The sequence below is a fragment of the Sphingomonas naasensis genome, from assembly GCF_004792695.1.
GTDB classification, from domain to species: Bacteria; Pseudomonadota; Alphaproteobacteria; order Sphingomonadales; family Sphingomonadaceae; genus Sphingomonas; species Sphingomonas naasensis.
This window is the reverse complement of the sequence record NZ_SRXU01000002.1, coordinates 582,207-597,882: the sequence shown is the minus strand read 5'-3', so window position 1 is coordinate 597,882 and position 15,676 is coordinate 582,207. Positions and strand designations below refer to the sequence as shown.

The following is a 15,676-nucleotide window of genomic DNA, read 5'->3' as shown; positions in this document are numbered from 1 at the left end:
AAAGTCGCGCGCTTGCTCGTTGCGCGACCGCAACGTAGGGCGGCGCTAGCCCGGGAGAGACGCCATGTATCGCCTGTACATCGCCAACAAAAACTATTCGTCCTGGTCGCTGCGGCCGTGGCTGCTGCTGCGCGAACGGGGAATCGCCTTCGAGGAGAGGCTGGTGCCGTTCGGCGCGGGGGCTTTCGAGGGATTCTCGCCGAGCGGCAAGGTCCCGTGCCTCGATGACGACGGGACGATCGTGTGGGATTCGCTGGGCATCACCGAGTATCTCGCCGAGCGCCACGCCGGCCTATGGCCCGAGGACGGCGCCGCGCGGGCCTGGGCGCGCTGCGCCGCAGCCGAGATGCATTCGGGCTTCGGGGCGCTGCGCGAATATTGCACGATGAATTGCGGCGTTCGGGTGCGGCTCGAGCCGCAGCGGCCCGCAGTCGACCGCGACGTCGCGCGGGTGATCGCGCTGTGGCACGAAGGGTTGGAGCGTTTCGGCGGGCCGTGGCTGGCGGGCGCGCTTTTTGGCGCGGTGGATGCGTTCTTCGCGCCGGTGGCATTGCGCTTCCAGAGCTATGGGATCGCGCTGCCCGAGCCGGCGGCGGGCTATGCCGAGCGGCTGCGCGCGCTGCCCGCGATGCGCGCATGGTATGAAGCGGCGCTCGCCGAGACGTGGCGCGATCCAGGGCACGAGGAGGAAGTGGCGCGCGCGGGCACCCTGTTCGCCGATCTGCGCGCCACCGGCTGATTCGGCGGGGGGCCGCCGCGATGGGGTGACGGACGTCGGCAACTTCACTATGAGCCCCCATGCATTTTCTGGATCAGGCGAAGATTTTCGTGCGCTCGGGCGCCGGCGGCCCCGGCGCGGTGAGCTTCCGGCGCGAGAAGTTCATCGAATATGGCGGCCCCGACGGGGGCAATGGCGGCAAGGGCGGCGACATCGTGTTCGAGGCCGTGGCCGGGCTCAATACGCTGATCGACTTTCGTTACACCCAGCATTTCCGGGCGCAGCGCGGGCAGGGCGGTTCGGGCGCGAACCGCACCGGTGCGGGCGGCGAGGATTTGGTGATCAAGGTGCCGGTGGGCACCCAGATCCTCGCCGATGACGAGGAGCGGACCCTGCTCGTCGACCTGACCAGGGTGGGCGAGCGCGTGGTCTTCCTGCGCGGCGGCGACGGCGGCCGCGGCAATGCCAGCTACAAGACCTCGACCAACCGCGCGCCGCGCCAGCACGGCACCGGCTGGCCGAGCGACGAGGCGTGGCTGTGGCTGCGGCTCAAGCTGCTCGCCGATGCGGGTCTTGTCGGGCTGCCCAATGCCGGCAAATCGACCTTCATCAACCAGGTGACCAACGCGCAGGCCAAGGTCGGCGCTTATGCCTTCACCACCACCCGGCCGCAGCTGGGCGTGGTGCGCCACAAGCAGCGCGAGTTCGTCGTCGCCGACATTCCCGGGCTGATCGCGGGCGCCGCCGAGGGAGCGGGGATCGGCGATCGCTTCCTCGGCCATATCGAGCGCTGCCAGGTGCTGCTCCATCTCGTCGACGCCAATGACGAAGACGTCGCCGAGAGCTACCGGATCGTCCGCGACGAGCTCGAAAATTACGGTGCCGGGCTGACCGACAAGCGGGTGATTGTCGCGCTCAACAAGATCGACACGCTCGACGACGAGCTGATCGCGGCGCTCTCGGCCGAGCTCGAAGAGGCGAGCGGCGCCGAGGTGATCCCGCTTTCGGGCGCGGCCGGCACCGGAGTCGACTGGGTGCTCGACAAGCTGCTCGAGGCGATCGGCCCCGAGCCCGGCGCGGTGAGCGACGACGACGAAGGCGAGGACGCGATCGAATGGTCGCCGGTGTGAGGTCAGAGCGTCTCCGGACTTTGCTCGGGTATCAAGCACCCCGCTGATTTTCGGGCTTTGGGAGGCTGTGCCGCCAACTGTATCGATCGAAGCAAAGGAAGCGTGGACGGTACCGCCCTTTTGTCGGGGGAGCGTGTCCGCAGCAATGCCAGCATATCCGACATGAAGTCGGAGACCCAGATTATGCGTGCGCCGCCCAGTTCGGTTCGTGTGCCTCCCCCGAACTGTAGCAGCGCCACTTGATCGGGATCGGTGTCGATGTCGAGGCCGTTGAAAAGCGATGCGATATACCGGCGGCCGCGTTCGAATTTGGCGGTGAAGCGCTCTTCTCTGCGGTCCCAGGTATCGGCGTCCAACGAGCATTCGATGTGAATGAGATGCCGGGTCTGAGGGTGCAGGCCCACCACGTCGAGCTCGCCTTCGAAGCCGCCTTTGGGGCGCTTCCCAACCAAGACGGACTTTCGAACGAAATAGCCATTATACTCCAGCCACTCGGCGGTGAGATCCTCAAGATGGTTGGACATTCTTCCCCCCTGCTTCCGTCTCGCATTCTAAGCCCTCTCCCGATCACGCGAAATGGCTGATAGGGGGCGGACATGCAGCTCTTCCCGCCTGCCTCCTGTCCGCGCGTCGTCGTCAAGATCGGCTCGGCGCTGCTCGTCGATCCCGAGGGCGGGGTGCGGCGCGGCTGGCTCGAGGGAATCGCAGCGGATATCGCCGAGCGCGTGCGAGCCGGGCAGCAAGTCGCGGTGGTGTCGTCTGGCGCGATCGCGCTGGGCGCGCGGCGGCTGGGGCTGGCCAAAGGCGGGCGCGCGAGCCTCGAGGATGCGCAGGCGGCGGCGGCGACCGGGCAGATCGCCTTGAGCCAGGTCTGGGCCGAGACGCTCGGCGCGGAGGGGCTCACCGCGGCGCAGATGCTGGTGACGCTCGACGATCTCGAGCATCGCCGGCGCTATCTCAACGCCGCGGCGACGCTCGACCGGCTGCTCGGGCTCGGCGTGGTGCCGGTGCTCAACGAGAATGACAGCGTCGCCACCGAGGAGATCCGCTTCGGCGACAATGACCGGCTCGCCGCGCGGGTGGCGCAGGCGGCGGGGGCGCAGGGCGTGGTGCTGCTCTCCGACATCGACGGGCTCTACGATCGCAACCCCGCGCTGCCCGGCGCGCGGCACATCGACCGGGTCGAGCGGATCGACGATGCGATCGAGGCGATGGCCGACACCGGATCGGCATCGGGCATGGGATCGGGGGGGATGGTCTCGAAGATCCAGGCGGCGCGGATCGCCAATGCCGCGGGGGCGCATCTCGCGATCGCCTCGGGCCGGATCGCGCGGCCGCTCTCGGCCGAGGCGAAGCACACGCTGTTCGTCGCCGAGAAGGCCGCGCCGGCGCGCAAGGCATGGCTCGCCGGCGGCCTGACCGCGCGCGGCACGATCCATGTCGATGCCGGCGCAGCGAGGGCGCTGGCGGGGGGCAAGAGCCTGCTCGCCGCGGGGGCGACGCGGGTCGAAGGCGATTTCGCGCGCGGCGACCTCGTGGTGATCGCCGGGCCCGAGGGGCGGGCGCTCGCGCGCGGGCTCGCCGAATACCCCGCCGAGGACGCGGCGCGGCTGATCGGGCGGCGCAGCGACGATCATGCCGGGATCCTCGGCTATGCGCCGCGCTCGGCGCTCGTCCATCGCAGCCATATGGCGCTGCTGTGAGCACGCTCGCGATCACCGGGGGCACCGGGTTCGTCGGCTCGCGGCTGATCGCGCTGGCGATCGAAGCGGGGCACGAAGTGCGCGCGCTGACGCGCCGCGAGCAGGCCGAGCGGGCGCGGCTCGAATGGGTGGCGGGCGATCTGGCCGACACGGCGGCACTGGCACGGCTCTGCGACGGTGCCGACGCGGTGATCCACGTCGCGGGAGTGGTCAACGCGCCGGGCCGCGAAGGCTTCGCGGCGGGCAATATCGACGGCACGGGCAACATGCTGGCTGCCGCGGAAGGCGCGGGGGTACAGCGCTTCGTCCATGTCTCGTCGCTCGCCGCGCGCGAGCCGGGCATGTCGGACTATGGCTGGTCCAAGGCCGAGGCCGAGCGGCTGGTCGAGGATTCGCTGCTCGATACCGCGATGGTGCGCCCGCCGGCGATCTATGGCCCGGGCGACATGGAGATGCTCGAGCTGTTCAAGCTCGCGAAAAAGGGGATCGCGCTGCTGCCGCCGGGCGGCCGGCTCTCGGTGATCGAAGTCGGCGATCTCGGCCGGCTGCTGCTCGCGCTGGCGACGACCGGCGATCACGGCCGCGGCTATGATTGCGACGACGGCCGCGAGCAGGGCTGGAGCCACAAGGAATTCGCGCAGGCGATCGGCGCCGCGACGGGCAAGCGCGTTGCCGCGCTGGCGCTGCCGCGGCCGCTGATGATGGCGGGCGCGCATCTCGACCGGCTGGTGCGCGGGGCGGGCGCCAAGCTGACACCCGATCGGGTCGCCTATTTCTGCCACGAGGATTGGGTGATCGATCCGGCGCGGCGGCCGCCGGCCGATCTGTGGCAGCCGCGCGTCGAGACGCAGGCCGGGCTGGCGGCGACCGCGGCGTGGTATCGCGAGCAGGGGCTGCTCTAGGCGCGCGCTTCCATCCTATGATGGAAGAATGTGGACCGCGCCGATCAAGCTCATCATCTGGGATCTCGACGATAGCTTGTGGCGGGGCACGCTCGCCGATGGCGACGCCGTGGTGCTGCACGAGCGCCGCGCGGCGCTCGTCCGTGCGTTCAACGCGAAGGGCGTGGTCTCGTCGATCTGCTCCAAGAATGATTTCGAGATGGCGCGGGCGAAGTTGGTGGACCTGGGCCTGTGGGACGAATTCGTCTTCCCGCACATCGCCTTCACCCCCAAGCCCGCGGCGATCGCGGCGATCATCGCGGACATGCAGCTGCGCCCCGCCAACGTGCTGTTCGTCGACGACAATCCGGTCAATCTCGGCGAGGTGCGCCACGCGCTGCCCGAGATCCATACGCTCGACATCCGGCGCGACGACGCCGACGACCAGCTCGCCGGGCTGCTCGCGCTCCAGACCGGCACGCGCAGCCGGATCGACGACTATCGCATGCTCGAGCGCAAGCGCCGCGACCGGGCGGCGGCGGGGACGCTTTCCAACGAGGATTTCCTGCGTTCGTGCGGCATCCGCGCCTGCGCGCCCTATCTGATGGACAATCTCGATTTCGCGCCGCGCATCGCCGAGCTGATCAACCGATCGAACCAGCTCAACTACACCGGCTCACGCGTGGCGGAGGCGGATCTGGCGCGCGACATCATCGACGTGGTGGCGTTCGACAGCTGGTCGATCTTCGCGTGGGACAATTATGGCCGCTACGGGCTGGTCGGCTTCGCGATGGTCGATCGCGCCGCCGAGCGGCTCGTCCATTTCACCTTCTCGTGCCGCGTGATGCACATGGGCGTCGAGGAATATGCGCTCGGCAAGGTCCGCGCGCGCTGGCCCGATATCGACACGTCGTCGTGGGACGGCCGGTTCAGCCGGACGACGCCCGACTGGATCGCCGATCGCAGCTTCCACGATCCCGAGGTGCGCGCGGAGATCTTCGCCGAGCAGCTGCCCTCGGTCGCGGTCGATCCGGCGATCCGGATCATGTTCGACTGCCAATCGGGCGGGATCGCGCATTTCAGCCGCTTCCGCCCCGCGATCGACTTCGACAACCATCCGCGCCTGTTCGCGCTGCGGATGATGACCGACGGCAGCCATGCGGAGCAGCATTTCCCGCCCTTGCTCGTCTATGGCGCGACGGTCGACTATCTCGACGGGCGCTGGCCCGACCAATGGCATCTGCTCGAGCGCGGGCTCTACCAGACCTGCGTGATCCGCACCTGCATCTTCCTGATCGAGCGCGGACTGCGCATGCTGGTGGTGCTGCCGCCCGAGGACGCGCCCGAGGGCAAATATCGCCCCGCGCACAATCACACCCGCGAGCGCACGCAGCTTTTCAACGCGTTGTGGCGCAAGGCGGCGCGCGAGAATCCCGATCATGTCTGGGTGCTCGATCTCGCGCACCTGATCGAGCGCGATGACGAGATAGCCGACGTGACGCATTATCATGCCGGGCTGCTCGGCAAGATCGCCGGGCAAGTCGATTGCTGGATCGAGCAGATCGCGCTGGGCAGCGGCGGCGAGCAGGCCGAGGCCGCCTGAGCCTGTAGCGACGCAGGATGGCCGCGATAGCGCCGCATTCGCTTGGCACCTGTGCGCGATCGCACTAAGGGACCGCCGCATGACCGAACGCGCAGAAGTCTTCGAGACCGTCACCGCCCAGATCGAGCCCTTCAACAAAAAGGGCGTCACGCTGACCGAGAGCACCAGCTTCGCCGGGGATCTGGAGTGGGACAGCCTCACCGTGATGGATTTCGTCGCGGCGATCGAGGATGAGTTCGACATCATCATCACGATGAACATGCAGGCCGAGATCGAGAATATCGGCCAGCTCGTCGATGCGGTGCAGAAGCTGAAGGGCTGACATGACCGACGCGATACAGACCGCCGACGCGCTGCCGGAGAATCCGGCGGCGGTCGCTCCCGAGCGCGACCTGATGAGCAAGTTCGACGGGCTCATCGCCGAGCGCCAGGCGCTGCTCGACAGCGGCGTGACCGATCCGTTCGCGATCGTGATGGAGCAGGTCAAGTCGCCCACCGAGGCGGTGATCAAGGGCAAGGACACGATCCTGCTCGGCACCTATAATTACATGGGCATGACCTTCGATCCGGACGTGATCCAGGCCGGCAAGGACGCGCTCGACCAGTTCGGCTCGGGCACCAACGGCAGCCGGATGCTCAACGGCACCTTCCGCGACCATATGGAAGTCGAGGAGGCGCTGCGCGAATTCTACGGCACCACTGGCGCGATCGTCTTCTCGACCGGCTACATGGCCAATCTGGGGATGATCAGCACGCTGGCGGGGAAGGGCGAGTATGTCATCCTCGACGCCGACAGCCACGCCTCGATCTATGACGGCTGCAAGCAGGGCTATGCCGAGATCGTCCGCTTCCGCCACAACGACATCAACGACCTCGACAAGCGCCTCGGCCGGCTTCCCAAAGAAGCGGGCAAGCTGGTGGTGCTCGAGGGCGTCTATTCGATGCTCGGCGACGTCGCGCCGCTCAAGGAGATGGTCGCGGTCGCCAAGAAGCACGGCGCGATGGTGCTCTCCGACGAGGCGCATTCGATGGGCTTCTATGGGCCGAACGGCCGCGGCGTCTATGAAGCGCAGGGCTGCGAAGGCGATGTCGATTTCATCGTCGGCACCTTCTCCAAGTCGGTGGGCACGGTCGGCGGTTTCTGCGTGTCGAACCATCCCAAGTTCGAGGCGATCCGGCTGGCGTGCCGGCCGTATATCTTCACCGCGTCGCTGCCGCCCTCGGTGGTCGCCACTGCGGCGATGTCGATCCGCAAGCTGCGGCACGCGCACAACAAGCGCCAGCATCTGTGGGAAAACGCCCGGACGCTGCACGGCGGGCTCAAGGAGATGGGCTTCAAGCTCGGCACCGAGAGCCCGGACAGCGCGATCATCGCGGTGATCCTCGAGGATCAGGAACAGGCGGTGCGGATGTGGCAGGGTCTGCTGGACAACGGGCTGTACGTGAACATGGCGCGCCCGCCCGCGACGCCGGCGGGAACCTATCTGCTGCGCTGCTCGCTTTGCGCCGAGCATACGGCCGAGCAAGTTGCGCGGATCGTGGAAATGTTCCGCGCTGCGGGCCGAGCCGTGGGGGCGATAAGGTAAACCGAGTCTTATCGCTTTCCCAGCGCGCCTCGGGCTCCTAGATTCAATAGTATGAGTGAGGGGCAAGGTATAGCGCTGGAACGCGTTCGTCGCGTGACGAACTGGCGTATCCTTGTGCTCGGTCTGCTCGCGCTGCTCGGGCTGGGCGTCCTCGTCGCGATCATCGTTCTGCAGCAGCGGACCGATCAGGAGCGCGATCGCGCCGTCGCGCTCCAGCAGCACACCTTTGAAGTGGTGATCCGCGCCAACCAGCTGTCGGGCGAGATCTCGGCGGCCGAGGCGGCGCTGGGGCGCTATGTGGTGAGCGCGGACAAGACGCTGGGCCAGCAATATTATTCGCATTGGGCGCGCGCCAACGAGCAGCTGCTCCGATTGCAGCAGCTCACCCGCGACAGCACGCGCCAGCAGAGCCAGATCGGCCAGCTGCGCCGCGCCTTCGACGTGCGCGGCGGCGAGCTGAGCGAGACCGCGCTCTATTCGACCTACAAGCGGCACAAGGACGCGTGGGGCGCCTATTATCGCGTGCGGCAGAGCCCGGCGCGCCAGGCGGTGGAGGCGATGCTCGGCCGGGTCGTCGATTCCGAACGGGTGCTGCTGCGCGACCGCACGCGCGCCGCGGGCGCTCTGATCGACAATTCGAGCTTCGCCTCGCGGATCCTCACCGGGTTTGGGCTGATGATCGTCGTCGGCGCGGTGCTGCTCGGCTGGCTGGCGATCGCCGCCGAAGGCGAGCGCGCCGCTGCCGATGCCGAGGCAACGGCGCAGCGTGAACGCGCGGCCGAGCTCCAGCTCGCGGTCGATGCCGCGACCGCCGAGCTGCGCGCCGAGGCGCGCGAGCGCGAGCAGGCCGAAGCCAAGCTGCGCCAGGTGCAGAAGATGGAAGCCGTCGGCCAGCTGACCGGCGGCATCGCGCACGATTTCAACAATATGCTGGCGGTGGTGCTCGGTGGGCTCGAGCTCGCCAAGCGGCACCTTCACACCGGCGGTCCCGATGCGCAGCAGCATATCGAGAATGCCATGGAAGGCGCCAATCGCGCCGCCGCGCTGACCCGACGGTTGCTCGCCTTCTCGCGCTCCGAGCCGCTGCTGCCCGAACCGGTCGAGGCGGGCGGGCTGATCGCGGGAATGTCCGACCTGCTCGACCGTACGCTGGGCGACACGATCGCGGTCAAGACGCGCGACGCGGGCACCGGCTGGACGGTCTGGGTCGATCGCCACCAGCTCGAGAACGCGCTGCTCAACCTCGCGGTCAACGCGCGCGACGCGATGGAAGGGCGGGGGACGCTGACCATCACCACCGACGGCAAGACGCTGGTCGAGAACGAGATCGGCGAATGCCCCGCCGGCGACTATGTGCTGATCAGCGTGGCCGATACCGGCTGCGGCATGACCCCCGAGGTGCTCGACCGCGTGTTCGAGCCGTTCTTCACCACCAAGCCGGTGGGCAAGGGGACCGGTCTCGGGCTCAGCCAGATTTTCGGCTTCGTCCGCCAGTCGGGCGGCGAGATCGCGATCCAGACCGTGCCGGGCAGCGGCACCAGCGTGATGGTCTATCTGCCGCGCCATCTCGGCGAGCCGGCCGCTGCTGCGGTCGAGGCGCCGATGCCGGTACCCCAGCCGGCGGTTGTCGAGGACAGCGCGCCGGCGCGCAGCTTCGACATCCTCGTCGTCGAGGACGATCCGCGCGTGCTGGGCGCGACCGTGGGCGCGCTGCAGGAGCTCGGGCACCGGGTGACCTCGTGCCCCGATCCGCTCGCGGCGCCCGCGATGGTCGCCGACATGGCCTCGCTCGATCTGGTGATCTCGGATGTGCTGATGCCGGGGCAGACCGGCCCCGAGATGATCGCCGGGCTCGGCGAGCAGCTCGACGGAGTGGCGGTGCTGTTCGTCACCGGCTTTGCCGGCGAGGCCGAGGCCGATGTGTTCGGCGGAAGAAGCGTGCTGCGCAAGCCCTTCACCATGGCCTCGCTCGGGCGCGCGGTGAACGAGGCAATAGATATCGAGACGCGCCGGGCGGCGCAGCAGGCGGCCTAGGCGCTAATCGGTCTTCGTGACCGAATGGCGGAGCTGGGCGGCTGCGATCTCGCGGGCACGATCGCGCGGCAGATCGACGGCGCGCGCCATCGGGCCGCCGAGCAGCGCATCGCCGAGCGCCATCAGCGTGAGCTGGAGCGTCTCCTCGCGCAATTGCTGGGCGTCGGTGGCGTCGGCGCTGATCTCGTCGACGAGCCGGTGAGTCGCTTCGAGGATCGGATCGAGCGCGTCCTCGTTGCCGTTGAGGATCATCCAGCTGGCGAGCGCCCCGGCGCCGCCCTTGCCGAACGCATCGAAGGTGAGATCGACGACTTCCCGGGGGTCGTGATCGCCGCTGCGCGCGCGCAGCACCGCCGCGCCGATTTTTGCGGTCACCGTGCCGGCGATGCTCGCGGCGAGCGCCTTTTGCAGCCCGGCGGCGGAGCCGAAATGATGGAGCAGATTGGCGTGGGTGCGGCCGATCTTCGCCGCGACGGCTTTCAGCGTGACGGCCTGAGGCCCCGCCTCGAGCAGCAGCGCGCGGGCGGCCTCGAGCGCGGCGTCGCGCGATTCTTCGGGAGACAGGCGCTTGCGTGCAGCGGACGACATCGACGGAAGGTTACTCTTGCCCCGGGGGCACCCGGCTTAGTCGAGGAAATGCCGCGGTGAAAGCCGCGAATAAGACGGGCTTTCCGCGAACGGGACTCCGCGTTACAGTCGGGCAGGGCGAGGAAGTCCGTGGCGGCGTGACCAGGTCACGCCGCCATTCGGTGCCGCGGATCGTGATCGATCACGCCGCCTCCAGTGAGATCCAGCTCGAACCGTGCCGAAGGCACCGCGGCGCCGCGCCCGCGCGAATAGACCTGCGTCACGCGTCCGGTGGGACGGAAGCCGAGCTTGCGCAGCACGCGGCCCGAAGCCGGATTGTCGAGATAATGGCCGGCGACGACGTGCCGGATCCCCGCCGCGCGCGCGGCGCGGAGCACCGCGGCGCCCGCCTCGGTCGCGTAGCCGCGGCCCCAGGCGTCGGGCGTCAGCCAATAGCCGAGCTCGTTGGGCTCCTTGTCGAACGGGCCGATTCCGATGCCGCCGATCAGCCGCAACCTGCGGTCGCGATGCTCGAAGATCAGGAACTTGGGCTCGCTCGATTCCTCGAAGCTCGCGGCGAAGGTCTCCGCCGCCTCGATCGTGTAGGGCCAAGGCGCGCGGGCGAGGTTGCGCACCACTTCCTCATGCCCCATCGCGTGGGCGAGCTCGGCGGCGTCCTCGCGCCAGCCGGGCCGCAGCGTCAGTCTTTGCGTACGCACGAACATGACCAGTCTCCTCGGTCTTGCGGTGCCCCTGGCGTGTCTGTGTGACAGCCAGTTTGCAGCCGCATTTCGTGGGAGCAAAAGAAAAAGGGAGCCGGGGTGACCCGTCTCCCTTTTCAGCTGGTCCGTTCGCCGGACCCGGGTCACCCTGGTGGGCAACCCGTCCGGTTACCCGATGTTATTCGGCTGCTTCCGCAATCATGTCTACCGAGCAGAATTTGCGGCCAAGCTTGCCGACCTTGAACGACACGCGGCCGTCGACGAGCGCGAAAAGGGTATGGTCCTTGCCCATGCCCACGTTCACGCCCGGATAGATCTTGGTGCCGCGCTGGCGCACGATGATGTTGCCCGCGATCACGGCTTCGCTGCCGAACTTCTTGACGCCGAGACGGCGGCCTGCCGAGTCGCGACCGTTGCGCGAAGAGCCGCCTGCTTTCTTATGTGCCATTGTCTATACTCCTCGAATCTCGTTGACGGCTCAGGCTTCCGCGGCCGGGGCTTCGGCCTCGGCGGGAGCAGCTGCAGCCTTCTTCGGCTTCGCGGCCTTCTTCTTCTCTTCCTGCGCACCGATCGCGGTGATCTTCAGGATCGTGTGATTCTGGCGATGGCCGTTCTTGCGGCGATAATTGTGCCGGCGGCGCTTCTTGAAGACGATGACCTTTTCGCCCTTCGCCTGCGCGACGATCTCGGCCGAGACGGTCAGACCGTCGGTCGGCTTCAGCTCCGAGCCTTCGCCGGCGAGCAGGACGTCGCCCAGCGTGACCGTCGAACCGGCCTCTCCGTCGAGCTTCTCGACGACGATCTTGTCTCCGGCGGCAACGCGATACTGCTTGCCGCCCGTGCGCACGATAGCGAACATGGCGATGTCTCAACCTACAAAAGCTTGTGCCCGCCAAGGAATTGCCCCGGCAGGAGGAAGGGCGCAGCTAAGGGAAGAGGCCTTCGCTGTCAACCTCGGATAGCCATTTTCCGACCCGGCGACCACCCCGGCGGTGCCCGGGCCGATGCCGCCGCAGAATCGGGGCGCGCGGCGGGGCAAGTAATTCCGGCATGTTGCGCGACGGCCACAGCATCCGAAATACTATTGCAGCGCACAAAGGTTGCTCTTTCGTTACAGGACCATGGGCGCATGATGTTGCCGGGAGGCAAAGCCCTCCCAAAGGGAGGCAAATCATGCGACGCACGATCTTCTCGATGCTTTCGATCTCTGCTTCGGCTCTTGCTTTCGCCGCTTCGGCGCAGGCGCAGACCGTGGCGACGCCGCCAGCCACCGATCAGGTCGAAGGTGCCGCACCCGGCGATGCCGTGCCCGACGACGATCCCGGCAACACCATCGTCGTCACCGGCACGCGCGCCGCCAACCGCACCGTCGCGGACAGCCCGGTGCCGATCGACGTGATCTCGTCGGAAGCGCTATCGAGCTCGGGTCTCGGTGAGACCAACAAGATTCTCAACAATCTCGTCCCGTCGTTCAACTTCCCCCAGCCGTCGATCACCGACGGCACCGACGTGATTCGTCCGGCCTCGCTGCGCGGTCTCGCGCCCGATCAGACGCTGGTGCTGGTCAACGGCAAGCGCCGGCACGTGACCGCGCTGCTCAACATCAACGGATCGGTCGGCCGCGGCTCGGCGGCGGTCGATCTCAACACCATCCCCGCGCTGGCGATCGAGCGGATCGAAGTGCTGCGCGACGGCGCCTCGTCGCAATATGGCTCGGATGCGATTGCGGGCGTGATCAACGTCCAGCTCAAGCGCGCCAATCATGGCGGCCGCGCGCAGGTGAGCTATGGCAAATACATCACCACGCTCAGCGGGGTGCCCAATGTCACGGGTCTCGCGCTGACCGGTGGGCAGCCGGTCTTCGATCCCGCCGACGGGCGCATCCTGTCGGCGAATCGCGATGGCGAGCGCAAGGCCAATGACGGCGATATGTGGACGCTCGGCTTCAATGTCGGCCTGCCGATCGGCGCCGAAGGCTATTTCAACGTCACCGCCGAATATCGCGATCGCGACAACACCAACCGCGCCGGCTATGATCTGCGGCCCAACTACAACCGCCCCACCGCGGCGTTCGACGCGCGCGAGATCGGCTTCAACCGCCTCAATTTCCAATATGGCGATCCGAAGACCGAGGATTACAACGTCTTCGTCAATACCGGCGTGCCGATCGGGACGTTCGAACTCTATGCGTTCGGCTCCTATTCGAAGCGCGACGGCCTGAGCGCCGCCAACTGGCGCCAATCGGCTTCGGCGAACAATCGCGACTGGTCGGTGATCACCCCGGCGACGACGCCGACCACGGCCAATTTCGTGCCGCTGCGCACCGACGGCTTCCTGCCCTTCATCCATTCGGATCTGACCGATTACTCGGCCGCGCTCGGCATCCGCGGCGATGTCGGCGGCTTCGCAGGCGATCTCTCGGTCGTCTATGGCCACAACCAGTTCGACTACCGCACCGAGAACAGCCTCAACACCTCGTACGGCCCGCTGTCGCAGCGCAATTTCGATTCGGGCGGGCTGGCCTTTGGGCAGCTGACCGCCAACCTCGATCTCAGCCGCGAATTCGACTTCGGGCTCGCCAAGCCGCTGACGCTCGCCTTCGGCGCCGAATATCGCAACGATTCGTTCAATATCCGGCCCGGCGAGACCCAGTCCTATGCGATCGGGCCCTATTTCGTCGCCGCGCAGACCACCACCGCGGCGAATTGCGCGACGCAGGGCGGCGTTTTCAACGCGGGCACCAGCGTCTGCACTTTCCCCGGCCGCGGCGCGCTGGTCGGCGCGCAGGGCTTTCCGGGCTTCCCCGCCTCGGCGGAGACCGATGTCGGGCGGCACAGCTATGCCGGCTATGTCGAGCTCGATACCGATCTGTTCGAGGGCTTCACGGTGACCGCCGCCGGCCGCTACGAGCATTTCTCCGATTTCGGCGGCACGCTGAACGGCAAGCTGGCGGCGCGCTTCGAGTTCAGTCCCGGCTTCGCGATCCGCGGTTCGGTGTCGAACGGCTTCCGCGCGCCGTCGCTGCACCAGCAATATTTCACCACGACCTCGACCAACTTCATCTCGGGCGTGCCCGTGGAGATCAGCACCCAGCCGGTGTCGAGCCCGGTCGCGCGCGCATTGGGCTCGAAGCCGCTCGAGCCGGAGAAGTCGGTCAATTTCAGCGCGGGCGCGGCGCTCAATCCGTTCCGCGGTTTCAGCCTGACCGCCGACTATTATCACATCAAGATCAAGGACCGGATCGTCCTCACCGAGAATCTCGGCGCCGCGGGCAGCGGCACCGCGGCGGTCAACGCCGCGGTCAAGGCGATCCTCGACGCCAATGGCTTCCAGTCGGTCGGCGCGGCGCGCTTCTTCATCAACGGGCTCGACACCACCACCCAGGGCGTGGACGTGGTCGCGACCTATCGCATGGGGCTCGAATCGCTCGGCAACTGGTCGCTCTCGGCGGCGTACAACCGCAACACCAACAAGATCGATCGACGGATCACCGATCTCGGGCCGCTGGCGCAGATCCCGGGGCTGATCCTGTTCGGCCGGGTCGAGGGCATCCGCTTCACCAATGGCCAGCCGCGCGACAAGGTCGTGCTGAGCGCCGACGGCACCGTCGGCTGGTTCGGGATCACCGCGCGCACCACGCGCTATGGCGACGTCGTCGCGCCCGGCGCGACCGCGCCGATCGCCGAGCCGACCAGCCTGACCGCCTATGGCCCCGACGACGTGTTCCTCGAGCCCAAATGGGTGACCGACCTCGAGCTTCGCGTCACGCTCAAGGAGCACGCGACGTTCGCGTTCGGCGCGAACAATCTGTTCGACGTCTACCCCAGCGCCCGGCCGACGGGCGCGCGCCCGGCCGGCGTCGGCGGCTTCTACCCGGTCGACGCCTATTACCAGCCGTACAGCAGCTTCTCGCCGTTCGGCTTCAACGGGCGCTTCGTCTACGGGCGTTTCACTGCCCAGTTCTGAGGAAATGGGAGAAGGGGGCCGCGGGCCCCTTCGATCCCGGCCTAGTGCCGGTGGTGCGGCTTGAGCTTGTAGCGGCCGCCGGCAAAGCGTTCGAACAGCCCGCTGATCGCCGGATGGTCGACCGGCTCGTCGCTGTCGTCGACCACCAGATTCTGCTGGCTGACATAGGCGATGTAGCTCGACTCGGCGTTCTCGGCGAGGAGATGGTAGAAGGGCTGGTCCTTGCGCGGGCGGGCGTCCTCGGGGATCGCTTCGTACCATTCGTCGGAATTGGCGAAGACGGGATCGACGTCGAAGATCACGCCGCGGAAATCGAACAGCCGGTGGCGAACGACGTCTCCGATAGCGAAGCGCGCCGAGGCGACCGGCGGCATCGGGATTCCGGGCTCGAGCGGCTCGGAAGGGGCAGATGGGCTGGTCATGGACTTAATTTAGTGCCTCTTCGCTTCCGCACAAGCGCGGAGCTTGCGTCGCTCAAATGACTCGGCTAATGGCCCCCGCTCTATCGACCGGTGGCGCTCGTCGGAAACCCCGACAACGACATCCCAGGACCTCGCGGAGAGGTGGCAGAGTGGTCGAATGTACCGCACTCGAAATGCGGCGTGCCTTTACGGGTACCGTGGGTTCGAATCCCACCCTCTCCGCCATTCCTTCCCCTGGTCCGGGAACTCCTCGACAGCTTCAGCGGCGCGGGGAAATCTGCGGTGCGAATGCCTTTGGCCCCGTCGCAGCGATCCGGCGGCGCGCTCACGATGCGCCGCTCCCC

Annotated in this window: 15 protein-coding genes and 1 tRNA gene; 10 read left to right on the top strand and 6 right to left on the bottom strand. The window is 67.5% G+C overall.

Annotated features, from left to right (window positions below):
• Positions 1 to 64 precede the first annotated feature (64 nt).
• Together E5A74_RS07860 and obgE are read left to right on the top strand one after the other, a co-directional pair.
• On the top strand, positions 65 to 739 hold the full coding sequence (locus E5A74_RS07860) for a glutathione S-transferase family protein (protein ID WP_135983679.1): 675 nt from the start codon (positions 65 to 67) through the stop codon (positions 737 to 739).
• 59 nt (positions 740 to 798) lie between these two features.
• Positions 799 to 1,848: a GTPase ObgE gene (gene obgE, locus E5A74_RS07855; protein WP_135983678.1), complete on the top strand. Its 1,050-nt coding sequence runs from the start codon at positions 799 to 801 to the stop codon at positions 1,846 to 1,848.
• Positions 1,849 to 1,850: 2 nt separating this feature from the next.
• On the opposite strand, the gene E5A74_RS07850 is transcribed toward obgE, so the two are convergent.
• Positions 1,851 to 2,372: a VWA domain-containing protein gene (locus E5A74_RS07850; RefSeq protein ID WP_135983677.1), complete on the bottom strand. Its 522-nt coding sequence runs from the start codon at positions 2,370 to 2,372 to the stop codon at positions 1,851 to 1,853.
• A 72-nt stretch (positions 2,373 to 2,444) separates the two neighbouring features.
• Here E5A74_RS07850 and proB point away from each other — a divergent pair, with 72 nt between their 5' ends.
• From proB to E5A74_RS07820, 6 genes are all read left to right on the top strand, one after another.
• Positions 2,445 to 3,551, top strand: coding sequence for a glutamate 5-kinase (proB, locus tag E5A74_RS21230; RefSeq protein ID WP_135983676.1), 1,107 nt, complete (start codon positions 2,445 to 2,447; stop codon positions 3,549 to 3,551).
• Complete coding sequence (locus E5A74_RS07840) at positions 3,548 to 4,453, top strand: NAD-dependent epimerase/dehydratase family protein (protein WP_135983675.1); 906 nt, start codon at positions 3,548 to 3,550, stop codon at positions 4,451 to 4,453. Before proB ends, E5A74_RS07840 begins: the two co-directional genes overlap by 4 nt.
• 28 nt (positions 4,454 to 4,481) lie before the next feature.
• Complete coding sequence (locus E5A74_RS07835; protein WP_135983674.1) at positions 4,482 to 6,035, top strand: hypothetical protein; 1,554 nt, start codon at positions 4,482 to 4,484, stop codon at positions 6,033 to 6,035.
• Positions 6,036 to 6,114: 79 nt separating this feature from the next.
• The gene (locus tag E5A74_RS07830) at positions 6,115 to 6,357 is read left to right on the top strand and encodes an acyl carrier protein (RefSeq protein ID WP_135983673.1); all 243 of its coding nucleotides are present in this window, start codon (positions 6,115 to 6,117) and stop codon (positions 6,355 to 6,357) included.
• Position 6,358: 1 nt separating this feature from the next.
• Complete coding sequence (gene spt, locus E5A74_RS07825) at positions 6,359 to 7,621, top strand: serine palmitoyltransferase (protein ID WP_135983672.1); 1,263 nt, start codon at positions 6,359 to 6,361, stop codon at positions 7,619 to 7,621.
• A gap of 51 nt (positions 7,622 to 7,672) precedes the next feature.
• A complete protein-coding gene (locus tag E5A74_RS07820; protein WP_135983671.1) occupies positions 7,673 to 9,655 on the top strand; it encodes an ATP-binding protein in 1,983 nt (660 codons plus the stop codon).
• Positions 9,656 to 9,658: 3 nt separating this feature from the next.
• Here the strand turns inward: E5A74_RS07820 and E5A74_RS07815 are convergent, their stop codons facing one another.
• The 4 genes from E5A74_RS07815 to rplU all read right to left on the bottom strand — a co-directional run bounded on the left by E5A74_RS07815 (position 9,659) and on the right by rplU (position 11,803).
• The gene (locus tag E5A74_RS07815) at positions 9,659 to 10,243 is read right to left on the bottom strand and encodes a TetR family transcriptional regulator (RefSeq protein WP_135983670.1); all 585 of its coding nucleotides are present in this window, start codon (positions 10,241 to 10,243) and stop codon (positions 9,659 to 9,661) included.
• Between the two features lie 146 nt (positions 10,244 to 10,389).
• Complete coding sequence (locus E5A74_RS07810) at positions 10,390 to 10,947, bottom strand: GNAT family N-acetyltransferase (protein ID WP_206365800.1); 558 nt, start codon at positions 10,945 to 10,947, stop codon at positions 10,390 to 10,392.
• Positions 10,948 to 11,122: 175 nt separating this feature from the next.
• The gene (gene rpmA, locus E5A74_RS07805) at positions 11,123 to 11,392 is read right to left on the bottom strand and encodes a 50S ribosomal protein L27 (protein ID WP_135983669.1); all 270 of its coding nucleotides are present in this window, start codon (positions 11,390 to 11,392) and stop codon (positions 11,123 to 11,125) included.
• Between the two features lie 30 nt (positions 11,393 to 11,422).
• Entirely contained in the window at positions 11,423 to 11,803 is a 381-nt protein-coding gene (gene rplU, locus E5A74_RS07800) for a 50S ribosomal protein L21 (RefSeq protein ID WP_135983668.1), read from the bottom strand.
• 314 nt (positions 11,804 to 12,117) lie between these two features.
• Here rplU and E5A74_RS07795 point away from each other — a divergent pair, with 314 nt between their 5' ends.
• A complete protein-coding gene (locus E5A74_RS07795) occupies positions 12,118 to 14,910 on the top strand; it encodes a TonB-dependent receptor plug domain-containing protein (protein ID WP_208411774.1) in 2,793 nt (930 codons plus the stop codon).
• Positions 14,911 to 14,951: 41 nt separating this feature from the next.
• Here E5A74_RS07795 and hspQ read toward each other — a convergent pair whose 3' ends face one another.
• The gene (hspQ, locus tag E5A74_RS07790) at positions 14,952 to 15,332 is read right to left on the bottom strand and encodes a heat shock protein HspQ (protein ID WP_135983667.1); all 381 of its coding nucleotides are present in this window, start codon (positions 15,330 to 15,332) and stop codon (positions 14,952 to 14,954) included.
• A gap of 135 nt (positions 15,333 to 15,467) precedes the next feature.
• Here hspQ and E5A74_RS07785 point away from each other — a divergent pair.
• Positions 15,468 to 15,557, top strand: a tRNA-Ser gene (locus tag E5A74_RS07785).
• Positions 15,558 to 15,676 lie beyond the last annotated feature (119 nt).